Origin of the sequence: Streptomyces sp. B21-083 (assembly GCF_036898825.1) — a bacterium.
In the GTDB taxonomy this organism is placed as follows: Bacteria; Actinomycetota; Actinomycetes; order Streptomycetales; family Streptomycetaceae; genus Streptomyces.
Genome location: NZ_JARUND010000001.1, coordinates 4,990,094 through 5,001,829 on the forward strand (window position 1 = coordinate 4,990,094; position 11,736 = coordinate 5,001,829).

The following is an 11,736-nucleotide window of genomic DNA, read 5'->3' on the forward strand; positions in this document are numbered from 1 at the left end:
GTGCCCTCATGCCACGTCGCAACCTAAGGAACAACTGATGGAGCTCGGTCTCGTCGGCCTCGGCAAGATGGGCGGCAACATGCGCGAGCGGATCCGCCGCGCAGGTCTCACCGTCATCGGATACGACCGCAACCCGGACGTCGCCGATGTCCACAGCCTCAAGGAGCTTGTGGACGGGCTCAGCGCCCCGCGTGTGGTGTGGGTGATGGTCCCGGCCGGCGCCCCGACCCAGTCCACCGTCGACGAACTCGCCGAGTTCCTGGAGCCCGGTGACGTCGTGGTGGACGGCGGCAACTCGCGCTGGACGGACGACGAGAAGCACGCCGAGGAGCTGGCGGCCAAGGGCATCGGTTTCGTCGACTGCGGTGTCTCCGGCGGCGTCTGGGGCCTGGAGAACGGCTACGCGCTGATGTACGGCGGCGACGCCGAGCACATCGCCAAGGTGCAGCCGGTCTTCGAGGCCCTCAAGCCCAAGGGTGACTTCGGCGCCGTCCACGCGGGCAAGGTGGGCGCCGGGCACTTCTCGAAGATGGTCCACAACGGCATCGAGTACGCCATGATGCAGGCCTACGCCGAGGGCTGGGAACTCCTGGAGAAGGTCGACTCCGTCACGGACGTACGGGAGGTCTTCCGGTCCTGGCAGGACGGCACGGTCATCCGCTCCTGGCTCCTCGACCTGGCGGTCAACGCCCTCGAAGAGGACGAGCACCTGGACAGGCTGCGCGGGTTCGCCGCGGACTCCGGTGAGGGCCGCTGGACCGTGGAGGCCGCCATCGACCACGCCGTTCCGCTGCCCGCGATCACCGCGTCACTGTTCGCGCGGTTCGCGTCGCGGCAGGACGACTCCCCGCAGATGAAGATGATCGCGGCGCTGCGCAACCAGTTCGGCGGCCACGCGGTCGAGTCGAAGTAGTCCACAGGGCCGCTCAGCGGTCCACAAGTACGGGGGAGGTCGGCGACGACCATGCACGTCACGCATCTGTCGCTGGCCGACTTCCGCTCGTACGCCCAGGTCGAGGTCCCGCTCGAACCGGGCGTCACCGCGTTCGTGGGCCCCAACGGGCAGGGCAAGACCAACCTCGTCGAGGCGGTCGGCTATCTCGCCACACTGGGCAGCCACCGGGTCTCCTCGGACGCGCCCCTGGTCCGCATGGGCGCCGACCGGGCGATCATCCGGGCGCAGGTCAAACAGGGCGAGCGGCAGCAGCTGGTCGAGCTGGAGCTGAACCCGGGCCGGGCGAACCGCGCCCGCATCAACAGGTCGTCGCAGGTCAGACCTCGTGACGTACTGGGGATAGTACGGACGGTGCTGTTCGCGCCCGAGGATCTCGCCCTGGTGAAGGGCGACCCGGGTGAGCGGCGGCGGTTCCTCGACGAGCTGATCACCCTGCGCTCCCCGCGTATGGCGGGTGTGCGGTCCGACTACGACCGGGTCCTCAAGCAGCGCAACACGCTCCTCAAGTCGGCGGCGCTGGCCCGGCGCCACGGCGGTCGCACGATGGACCTCTCGACGCTCGACGTGTGGGACCAGCATCTCGCGCGCGTGGGAGCCGAGTTGCTGGCCCAGCGGCTCGACCTGATCGCCGCGGTCCAGCCGCTGGCCGACAAGGCCTACGAGCAACTGGCGCCCGGCGGTGGTCCGCTGGCCCTGGAGTACAAGCCGTCGGCGCCGGGTGAGGCACGCGCGCGAGAGGAGCTGTACGAGCAGCTGATGGGGGCCCTGGCCGAGGTGCGCAAGCAGGAGATCGAGCGGGGTGTCACGCTCGTGGGCCCGCACCGGGACGATCTGCATCTCAAGCTCGGTGAACTGCCCGCGAAGGGGTACGCGTCCCACGGTGAGTCCTGGTCGTACGCGCTGGCGTTGCGGCTGGCCTCGTACGACCTGCTGCGGGCCGAGGGGAACGAGCCGGTGCTCGTCCTCGACGACGTGTTCGCGGAGCTGGACACCCGGCGCCGGGAGCGGCTGGCGGAACTGGTGGCGCCCGGTGAGCAGGTGCTGGTGACGGCCGCGGTCGACGACGACGTACCGCACGTACTGACGGGGAGGCGGTACTCGGTGTCGGACGGGGCGGTGGAGCGCGTATGACGGCCGACCGGTCCGTGTCGTTCGGGGAGAGCCCGGAGGAATCCCCCAGATCCACCCCTGAGCCTTCCGGGGTGGATCTCGCGCGGGTGGCGCTCAGGGCGGCGAAAGAGGCGGCACGCGCGCGTGGGGACGCTGCCCAGCAGAAGAAGCAGGCGCGGCGCGGAGGCGGTCTGCGTTCCGGCTCGGGTCGTGACGGCCGCGACCCGATGGCGCTCGGTGCGGCGATCAACCGGCTGGTGACGGAGCGCGGGTGGGAGGCGCCGGCCGCGGTGGGCGGGGTGATGGGCCGCTGGCCGGAGATCGTCGGCGAGGACCTGGCCAAGCACTGCGAGCCGGAGTCGTACGACGAGGACGAGCGGGTGCTGACCGTGCGCTGTGACTCGACGGCGTGGGCGACGAACGTGCGGCTGCTCGCGCCGCAGCTGGTCGCACGGCTGAACGAGGACCTCGGGCACGGCAGGGTGCGGCTGATCAAGGTGCTCGGCCCGGGTGGTCCGGCACGCCGTTACGGCCCGCTGCGGGCTCCCGGGAGCACCGGTCCGGGGGACACCTACGGGTGAGCCCTGCCCCCTCTCGGGGGTGAGGTGTGTCACATGGCAGCCGTGGCGGGGGCGGGCGGAGGTCGGTGTGCGCGCAGGTGAATCCCTACGTGACTTGCCGGTAGCCAAGGGTTGACACCCGGAAGCGCTGAGTGCCTCCCCAAGCCTCTTGGAGCCCCGCTCCGCATATGGGGACTCGGGAGAGACCGGTTGAGGGCGGCACATGCGGACTCAGGTACCGGCAAACCCCCATCACTGTCGGCGCTACCGGTAGACTGGAAGCTAATCCCGCCCCATTGGAGGGGACCACCGGGAAATGGTGTGCACCGCTGACTAAGGCTTACCAACGCATCACGCCGCAGCCGCTTCGGCCCACAGGCCGGTAGTCGGCTTGTGCTGTGCCAGAAAGGGCGCTTCGTGGCCGATTCCGGCAACCCCAACGAGAACATCCCGTCCACCGACGACGCCGGCGCCACGGCCGGGGCGAAATCCTCGAACGGCGAGGTCACCGCCTCGTACGACGCCAGCGCCATCACCGTCCTCGAGGGTCTGGACGCGGTCCGCAAGCGACCCGGCATGTACATCGGTTCGACCGGTGAGCGTGGCCTGCACCACCTGGTGCAGGAGGTCGTGGACAACTCCGTCGACGAGGCGCTGGCCGGTCACGCGGACACCATCGACGTGACGATCCTCGCCGACGGCGGTGTGCGCGTCATCGACAACGGCCGAGGCATCCCGGTGGGCATCGTCCCGTCGGAGGGCAAGCCGGCCATCGAGGTCGTGCTGACCGTGCTGCACGCGGGCGGCAAGTTCGGCGGCGGCGGCTACGCGGTCTCCGGCGGTCTGCACGGCGTCGGTGTCTCCGTCGTGAACGCCCTGTCCAGCAGGGTCGCGGTGGAGGTCAGGACCGACGGCTACCGCTGGACGCAGGACTACAAGCTGGGCGTCCCGACGGCCCCGCTGGCCCAGCACGAGGCGACGACGGAGCACGGCACGTCGGTCACCTTCTGGGCCGACGGCGACATCTTCGAGACCACCGAGTACTCCTTCGAGACGCTGTCGAGGCGCTTCCAGGAGATGGCGTTCCTCAACAAGGGTCTGACGATCAACCTCACGGACGAGCGTGAGGTGGCCAAGGCCACGATCGGGGCGGACGAGGCGGGCGCCGACGAGAAGGACGAGGTCAGGACCGTCTCGTACCACTACGAGGGCGGCATCGTCGACTACGTGACGTACCTCAACTCCCGCAAGGGGGAGGCGGTGCACCCGACCGTCATCGACCTGGAGGCGGAGGACAAGGACAAGAGCCTGTCCCTCGAGGTCGCCATGCAGTGGAACAGTGGTTACACCGAAGGTGTGTACTCCTTCGCCAACATCATCCACACGCATGAGGGCGGTACGCACGAGGAGGGCTTCCGGGCCGCGCTGACCTCGCTGATCAACAAGTACGCGCGCGACAAGAAGCTGCTCCGCGAGAAGGACGACAACCTCACGGGTGACGACATCCGCGAGGGTCTGACCGCGATCATCTCGGTGAAGCTGGCCGAGCCCCAGTTCGAGGGGCAGACCAAGACCAAGCTCGGAAACACCGAGGCGAAGACCTTCGTGCAGAAGGCGGTCTACGAGCACCTCAACGACTGGCTGGACCGCAACCCGGTCGAGGCCTCGGACATCATCCGCAAGGGCATGCAGGCCGCGACCGCGCGCGTGGCGGCCCGCAAGGCCCGCGACCTCACCCGTCGCAAAGGTCTGCTGGAGACCGCGTCCCTGCCGGGCAAGCTGTCCGACTGCCAGTCGAACGACCCCATCAAGTGCGAGATCTTCATCGTCGAGGGTGACTCCGCCGGTGGTTCGGCCAAGTCCGGCCGGAACCCGCAGTACCAGGCGATCCTCCCGATCCGGGGCAAGATCCTCAACGTCGAGAAGGCGCGGATCGACAAGATCCTGCAGAACCAGGAGATCCAGGCGCTGATCTCGGCCTTCGGTACCGGAGTCCACGAGGACTTCGACATCGCGAGGCTGCGCTATCACAAGATCATCCTGATGGCGGACGCCGACGTCGACGGCCAGCACATCAACACGCTGCTGCTGACCTTCCTGTTCCGCTTCATGCGCCCGCTGGTCGAGGCCGGACACGTGTTCCTGTCCCGTCCCCCGCTGTACAAGATCAAGTGGGGCCGTGACGACTTCGAGTACGCGTACTCGGACCGCGAGCGCGACGCGCTGATCGAGCTGGGCCGGCAGAACGGCAAGCGGGTCCGTGAGGACTCGATCCAGCGCTTCAAGGGCCTCGGCGAGATGAACGCCGAGGAACTGCGCGTCACGACGATGGACCAGGAGCACCGGGTCCTCGGTCAGGTCACGCTCGACGACGCCGCGCAGGCCGACGACCTGTTCTCGGTCCTGATGGGCGAGGACGTCGAGGCACGCCGCGCGTTCATCCAGCGCAACGCCAAGGACGTCCGCTTCCTCGACATCTGAGTCGGTCTCAGCTGACCGCGTCAGAAAGGATCTTCACCAGCAATGACCGACGAGACACCTCTCCCCCCCACGGCTGCGAGCGCTCCCGAAGAGGGCGAGACCACCCTGCGTGTCGAGCCCGTCGGGCTCGAGACCGAGATGCAGCGCTCGTACCTCGACTACGCGATGTCCGTCATCGTGTCGCGTGCGCTGCCCGACGTACGGGACGGTCTCAAGCCCGTCCACCGCCGCGTCCTGTACGCCATGTACGACGGCGGCTACCGGCCCGAGAAGGGCTTCTACAAGTGCGCCCGCGTCGTCGGCGACGTCATGGGCACCTACCACCCGCACGGCGACTCCTCGATCTACGACGCGCTGGTCCGCCTCGCGCAGCCGTGGTCGATGCGGATGCCGCTGGTGGACTCCAACGGCAACTTCGGTTCCCCGGGCAACGACCCGGCCGCCGCCATGCGGTACACCGAGTGCAAGCTGAAGCCGCTGTCCATGGAGATGGTCCGCGACATCGACGAGGACACCGTCGACTTCACGGACAACTACGACGGCCGTAACCAGGAGCCGACGGTTCTGCCGGCCCGCTTCCCGAACCTGCTGATCAACGGTTCGGCGGGCATCGCGGTCGGTATGGCGACCAACATCCCGCCGCACAACCTCCGCGAGGTCGCGGCCGGCGCCCAGTGGTACCTGGAGAACCCCGAGGCCTCCCACGAGGAACTGCTCGACGCCCTGATCGAGCGCATCAAGGGCCCCGACTTCCCCAGTGGTGCCCTTGTGGTGGGCCGAAAGGGCATCGAGGAGGCGTACCGCACCGGCCGTGGTTCGATCACGATGCGCGCGGTCGTCGACGTCGAGGAGATCCAGAACCGCCAGTGCCTGGTGGTCACCGAACTCCCCTACCAGGTCAACCCGGACAACCTCGCGCAGAAGATCGCCGACCTCGTGAAGGACGGCAAGGTCGGCGGCATCGCGGACGTCCGCGACGAGACGTCGTCCCGTACGGGCCAGCGCCTGGTCATCGTCCTGAAGCGGGACGCGGTCGCCAAGGTCGTCCTGAACAACCTCTACAAGCACACCGACCTGCAGACGAACTTCGGCGCCAACATGCTGGCGCTCGTCGACGGCGTGCCGCGCACCCTCTCCCTGGACGCGTTCATCCGGCACTGGGTGACGCACCAGATCGAGGTCATCGTCCGCCGTACGAAGTTCCGGCTGCGCAAGGCCGAGGAGCGGGCGCACATCCTGCGTGGCCTCCTGAAGGCCCTGGACGCCATCGACGAGGTCATCGCGCTGATCCGGCGCAGCGACACCGTCGAGATCGCGCGCGAGGGCCTGATGGGCCTCCTGGAGATCGACGAGATCCAGGCCAACGCCATCCTGGAGATGCAGCTGCGCCGACTGGCGGCTCTGGAGCGCCAGAAGATCGTCGCCGAGCACGACGAACTTCAGGCCAAGATCCGTGAGTACAACGCGATCCTCGCCTCGCCGGTGCGTCAGCGCGGCATCATCAGCGAGGAACTCGCCGCGATCGTCGAGAAGTTCGGCGACGACCGGCGTTCCAAGCTGGTGCCGTTCGACGGTGACATGTCCATCGAGGACCTGATCGCCGAAGAGGACATCGTCGTCACCATCTCGCGCGGTGGCTACGTCAAGCGCACCAAGACCGAGGACTACCGCTCGCAGAAGCGCGGCGGCAAGGGCGTACGTGGCACGAAGCTCAAGGAAGACGACATCGTCGACCACTTCTTCGTGTCGACCACGCACCATTGGCTGCTGTTCTTCACCAACAAGGGCCGTGTCTACCGCGCCAAGGCGTACGAGCTGCCCGACGCCGGGCGGGACGCGCGCGGCCAGCACGTCGCCAACCTGCTGGCCTTCCAGCCGGACGAGGCGATCGCGGAGATCCTCGCGATCCGCGACTACGAGGCGGCGCCCTACCTCGTGCTGGCCACCAAGGGTGGTCTGGTGAAGAAGACGCCTCTGAAGGATTACGATTCGCCGCGTTCGGGCGGTGTGATCGCGATCAACCTCCGTGAGACGGAGGACGGTTCCGACGATGAACTGATCGGAGCCGAACTCGTCTCGGCAGAGGACGATCTGCTGTTGATCAGCAGGAAGGCACAGTCGATCAGGTTCACGGCGACGGACGACGCGTTGCGTCCGATGGGCCGCGCCACGTCGGGTGTCAAGGGCATGAGCTTCCGTGAGGGAGACCAGCTGCTCTCGATGAATGTTGTTCGACCCGGTACGTTCGTGTTCACTGCTACCGACGGCGGGTACGCGAAGCGGACCGCAGTCGACGAGTACCGCGTCCAGGGGCGCGGCGGCCTCGGTATCAAGGCCGCCAAGATCGTCGAGGACCGCGGTTCCCTCGTCGGTGCGCTGGTGGTCGAGGAGACCGACGAGATCCTCGCCATCACGCTCTCGGGCGGTGTGATTCGTACGCGAGTCAATGAGGTCAGGGAGACGGGCCGTGACACCATGGGCGTCCAACTGATCAACCTGGGCAAGCGCGATGCCGTCGTCGGTATCGCACGAAACGCCGAAGCGGGACGTGAGGCCGAGGAGGTCGACGGCGAGGACGCCGTCGACGAGCCGGCCGAGGGTGCCGTGACCATCGGCACGGACGAGGGCGATCAGTCCTCGTCGGAGTAGCGCGAGGAGTGAGTCAACGTGAGCGGAGCCACGGGCGCCGGTTCGTCCGGCAGTTCGTCCGGTCCCTCGACCGGTACGGACAAAGACGGCGGCGGTCGTGGCTCCGCCGCGCGTGCGACTGATGGACAGCAGGGTGCGAGGGACGCGCACAGTGCGACAGATCCGCACACGACCAACCTGCAGGCCATCAAGCCGCGCACGGGCGGCAAGCGCTCGCCCGACACGCATGGATCTCAGGGATCCCAGGGGGGAACCGTGACGGACGCCAGAGGTCCGCAGACCCAGCAGTACGGGGCCGGTGGCGGCGCGGCCGCCCAGGGAGCCCCGGGTGCCATGCCGGTGGCGGAGTCCGCCGCGCAGCGCGCCCCAGCGCCGCCGCAGCAGTCGCCGTTGCCCGGTGAGCGGCAGCCGCAGCAGCCTGCGGGGCCCTACCACCCGCCGCAGGCCTACCCGTCGGCCGCCGCAGGGGGCCCCGCGGCCCCGGTGCAGGCCCCGGCTCAGGCTCAGGCCCGCAACGCCCAGGCAGGGGCCGTACGGCGCCCGCGTACGGGGGCGACCACCCTGCCCCGCACGCGCAAGGCACGTCTGCGCGTGTCCAAGGCCGACCCGTGGTCGGTGATGAAGGTCAGCTTCCTGCTGTCGATCGCGCTGGGCATCTGCACGATCGTGGCGGCGGTGGTCCTGTGGATGGTCATGGACGCGATGGGCGTCTTCTCGACGGTCGGCGGCACGATCTCGGAGGCCACGGGGTCGAACGAGTCGAACGGCTTCGACCTCCAGTCCTTCCTGTCGCTGCCGCACGTCCTCATGTTCACGTCGGTCATCGCCGTCATCGACGTCGTCCTCGCGACGGCGCTGGCGACCCTCGGCGCGTTCATCTACAACCTCTCCGCCGGCTTCGTCGGCGGCATCGAGCTGACGCTCGCCGAGGACGAGTGAGCCGGTGAAGCGCAGGTGAGGCGCGGGTGAGGTGCGGTCCCAAACGTCGCCCGACTATCGATTTTGGGACTGGCCGCGTCGTGCGCTAATCTTCAGGGGTCAGCGCGCGGGACATACACCGCAGAGCGCGGCGGGGCTATAGCTCAGTTGGTTAGAGCGCATCCCTGATAAGGATGAGGCCACAGGTTCAAATCCTGTTAGCCCCACCAGCACAAAGGCCCCCAGGCAATCACGCTTGGGGGCCTTTGGCATCTACGGCTGACATCAGCCGATGATTTGATCGTCCGGCAGCTCGGTGAGCATCTCGGTTGCTTCCCGTTGGGAAGGATCGTCTGAGCCACCGTGGGGCACCTTGAGGAAGGCGAGCAGGGCCCCGCACGTGTGCCGGGCGAGCCGAACTTGATCCGCCGCACGCCGGCCCGCTGCACGAGCGCGTCGAAGGCTCGGGAGAAGTCGACAGGGTCTGTCAGCCCGCCGCGCTCCGAGGAGAAGATCACGTCGTGGTCCGGGGCTTGCTCCCGGGTGTCACTGACGATCTTGCGCTCCAACTCTTGCGGTTCCCGCCGCTCTTCAGGGCAAGGCCGCAGAACTCCGGGAGTGGCAGCGGCCGTTGGGGACTCCGTTTTCAGGTCCTTGAGGATCAGGCCCACGCCCTTCTCCCGCTGCACCTGCTCGACCGGTGTGAACTGCCGGTTCTCGAAGTCGATGTCTTGCCGACGCAGGAGCCCAGTACCTCGCTGCGGCGGAGCCCGAGAACGAACACCAGGAACGCAGGCCGCGTGTGACGTCACGTTCCTGGTAGACCCGCAGCAAAGCCGCCAGCCTTAATATGATCACTCGTCCAAGCTGAACTGAGAACGGGGAACGTATGCGTAAGGAACTGGCGGCGCTGCTCGGCGCTGCGGCGATGGCGAGCACTCTGGTGATGGGACTTCCGGCCACCGCCTCCGCGGTCACCCTTCCTTCAGCCTGCCCGAAGGACCTGATCCTTCCCGTGCCGCAGACGCTGAAGGCGACGACGACCGTGAACCTCCGTAGCGGCCCAGGTACGAGCTACACAGCCAAGGGTTCCCTGGCCACGAGCACGAAGTTCGAGCAGTACTGCTCGACTTACAAGTCACAGACCTGGGACTACGGCAAAGTGCTCTCCGGTGCCAACAAGGGCAAGTGGGGCTGGGTCGCCGATAGCTACCTGAAGTACTAGGTGCCTGACACCAACGGGCGCGAACAGCGATAACCAAGACAGGACCGAGCGAACGATCGGTTGAGGCAGGGATCCTGTCAACCCGTCGGCACAAAGGCCTCCAGGCAGGTATACCTGGAGGCCTTCGGCATTGCATTCACGGCTGAGACCAGGCGATGAGCTGATCTTCCAGCAGTTCGGTGGGCCGCAGCCCAAGGGCGATCACCTGCGCGTGGTCGAGTGGTCGCCGGACGACCGGTCCACCGGGCGGGCGGCCGCTGCGGCCATGAGGGCCAGCAGGAGCCCGATCACGCCGACGATGATGTTGTTGACGATGGTCCTGGTGGTGCTGACGTCGCCTGCCACCACCCACGGCGCGATGATCGTCCACGCGCTGAGCGCGCAGGCGGCCCACGCCATGCTGTGTGACCGCTCGTACGCCCGGCCGAAGCCACCGCTCATGATCACGGCGTAGGCGATGCCGACGATCAGATTGTTGACCGTCAGGGTGGAAAACCCGTTGAAACCAGCGATCCACGGCGAGGCCGCCAGGTAGAGGCCGGTGATCAGGGCCAGGGCCTCCACGGCCTGTGCCCCCGGAGAGGTCGCGACATGCTCGGCCATCTCGTGCCGATTTCGCATCGCGAGGATGTCAGGATGCGTTGCCATGTCAGACCGGGGCTGTGTCGTCATTCCGATACCTCCGATTTGCCCGTGATGTGCGCTTCGTGAAGCGAGTGCCCGGTGAGGCGCGGTGTAACCGTCGTGGACCGAAGATGTTGGGCAGGGTGGACCGGCGGGACACACTCGGCATCATCGGCGCCTGGGGCCGCAGAGCGGTTCGGCCCCACAGCGATGACCCCCGACCAGTGGTGGCCGGGGGTCTTCGTTCGTCCTGGTGCGCCTCCGTGAGGCTTTGTACGCAAGTTCGCCGCTACAGGGGGAGGGGGATCACACGAGGGGGATCACGCGAGGGGAGTCGCGCGCGCGGGGTCAGGATTGCGGCTGTGCCGCCGTGTCGGCGTCCGTGGCGGTTTCCGGGCCCGCTTCCGTCTCCGCGTCCGTGTCCGCGGGTGAGCGGTGGCGACAGCTCGGGGAGGAACCGTGGGCCTCGGCTCGGATGCGCTGCTTCATCGTGGGGGGCAGGGACCGGGCGTAGGACCAGGCCCAGGCGGCTGTGGGGGGTACCACCGCGGGTGCGGTGCAGTTGCGTACCGGGTGGCTCTCGGCTACCGCCGCGGTGGCGGTCGTCGTGATCAGTCCGAGCGTCGTGCACAGTGCCAGGAAGGCGGTGACGACGACGGTCCACAACTTCATGACCTTGTTCTGAGCCATGGCCCCTCACTTTCAGGTTGGGCGATTTGCGTACTTTCCTCATCATGTGTATGGAGGTCGCGAAGTGGTGGACCTGCGACCGTGGCGCGTCGATCTTCAGATGAACACCACCCGAATAGACGCAAACGCACGGATAAGTGAAGAATTATGGAGCGAAGGAAGTGGAGCGGGGCAAAAAGTCACGGTCCGTGGAGATGTGATCACCCTTCGATCGGAGTGGTGTCGTCCGCTTCTACTGCTGCGTGCCGGGCGGGAGTTGGGGGCCGGCGTAGGTCACCGATCGGTCTCGGCCGGAGGGTATAGTCGGGCGCCAGAGGTCCCCTACGTCAAGGAAAGACGAGGTCGCACGGTGAAGAAGCTTCTCCTGGTCGCACTGGCCGCCATCGGCGGGCTCCTCGTGTACCGCCAGATCCAGGCGGATCGCGCCGAGCAGGATCTGTGGACGGAGGCGACCGACTCCGTGCCCACGGGTTCGTGAGTATCGACAGCAGTCTGTGAACAGACCCCGGCCGCCGACGCGGTCG

At 67.5% G+C, this 11,736-nt stretch carries 10 protein-coding genes and 1 tRNA gene; 9 read left to right on the top strand and 2 right to left on the bottom strand.

The genetic code is table 11. The features are described from left to right. The first annotated feature begins 37 nt into the window (after positions 1-37). From gnd to QA861_RS22505, 8 genes are all read left to right on the top strand, one after another. A complete protein-coding gene (gene gnd / locus QA861_RS22470; protein ID WP_334590088.1) occupies positions 38-913 on the top strand; it encodes a phosphogluconate dehydrogenase (NAD(+)-dependent, decarboxylating) in 876 nt (291 codons plus the stop codon). Positions 914-964: 51 nt separating this feature from the next. After that, positions 965-2,086, top strand: coding sequence for a DNA replication/repair protein RecF (gene recF, locus QA861_RS22475; RefSeq protein WP_334590089.1), 1,122 nt, complete (start codon positions 965-967; stop codon positions 2,084-2,086). Next, positions 2,083-2,646: a DciA family protein gene (locus tag QA861_RS22480; protein WP_334590090.1), complete on the top strand. Its 564-nt coding sequence runs from the start codon at positions 2,083-2,085 to the stop codon at positions 2,644-2,646. The genes recF and QA861_RS22480 overlap by 4 nt, the downstream gene beginning before the upstream one ends. Before the next feature lie 396 nt (positions 2,647-3,042). Continuing rightward, a complete protein-coding gene (gene gyrB, locus QA861_RS22485; protein WP_334590091.1) occupies positions 3,043-5,106 on the top strand; it encodes a DNA topoisomerase (ATP-hydrolyzing) subunit B in 2,064 nt (687 codons plus the stop codon). 42 nt (positions 5,107-5,148) lie between these two features. Continuing rightward, a complete protein-coding gene (gyrA, locus tag QA861_RS22490) occupies positions 5,149-7,755 on the top strand; it encodes a DNA gyrase subunit A (protein ID WP_334590092.1) in 2,607 nt (868 codons plus the stop codon). 18 nt (positions 7,756-7,773) lie between these two features. Next, positions 7,774-8,694, top strand: a complete 921-nt coding sequence (locus QA861_RS22495; protein ID WP_334590093.1) for a DUF3566 domain-containing protein — start codon at positions 7,774-7,776, stop codon at positions 8,692-8,694. Positions 8,695-8,826: 132 nt separating this feature from the next. Continuing rightward, positions 8,827-8,903: transfer RNA gene (locus tag QA861_RS22500), tRNA-Ile, on the top strand. A gap of 659 nt (positions 8,904-9,562) precedes the next feature. Beyond that, positions 9,563-9,898: an SH3 domain-containing protein gene (locus QA861_RS22505; RefSeq protein WP_334590094.1), complete on the top strand. Its 336-nt coding sequence runs from the start codon at positions 9,563-9,565 to the stop codon at positions 9,896-9,898. A gap of 201 nt (positions 9,899-10,099) precedes the next feature. Here the strand turns inward: QA861_RS22505 and QA861_RS22510 are convergent, their stop codons facing one another. Beyond that, positions 10,100-10,570, bottom strand: coding sequence for an SPW repeat protein (locus tag QA861_RS22510; RefSeq protein WP_334590095.1), 471 nt, complete (start codon positions 10,568-10,570; stop codon positions 10,100-10,102). A gap of 300 nt (positions 10,571-10,870) precedes the next feature. Further along, complete coding sequence (locus tag QA861_RS22515) at positions 10,871-11,212, bottom strand: DUF6344 domain-containing protein (RefSeq protein ID WP_334590096.1); 342 nt, start codon at positions 11,210-11,212, stop codon at positions 10,871-10,873. A 349-nt stretch (positions 11,213-11,561) separates the two neighbouring features. Between QA861_RS22515 and QA861_RS22520 the strand changes: the two genes are divergently transcribed. Then, complete coding sequence (locus tag QA861_RS22520) at positions 11,562-11,690, top strand: DLW-39 family protein (RefSeq protein ID WP_003999697.1); 129 nt, start codon at positions 11,562-11,564, stop codon at positions 11,688-11,690. Positions 11,691-11,736 lie beyond the last annotated feature (46 nt).

Coding starts and splice junctions, on each gene's coding strand:
- QA861_RS22505 (WP_334590094.1), top strand. CDS start 9,563: ATGCGTAAGGAACTGGCGGCGCTGCTCGGCGCTGCGGCGATGGCGAGC.
- QA861_RS22510 (WP_334590095.1), bottom strand. CDS start 10,570: ATGACGACACAGCCCCGGTCTGACATGGCAACGCATCCTGACATCCTC.
- QA861_RS22515 (WP_334590096.1), bottom strand. CDS start 11,212: ATGGCTCAGAACAAGGTCATGAAGTTGTGGACCGTCGTCGTCACCGCC.
- QA861_RS22480 (WP_334590090.1), top strand. CDS start 2,083: ATGACGGCCGACCGGTCCGTGTCGTTCGGGGAGAGCCCGGAGGAATCC.
- gyrA (WP_334590092.1), top strand. CDS start 5,149: ATGACCGACGAGACACCTCTCCCCCCCACGGCTGCGAGCGCTCCCGAA.
- gnd (WP_334590088.1), top strand. CDS start 38: ATGGAGCTCGGTCTCGTCGGCCTCGGCAAGATGGGCGGCAACATGCGC.
- recF (WP_334590089.1), top strand. CDS start 965: ATGCACGTCACGCATCTGTCGCTGGCCGACTTCCGCTCGTACGCCCAG.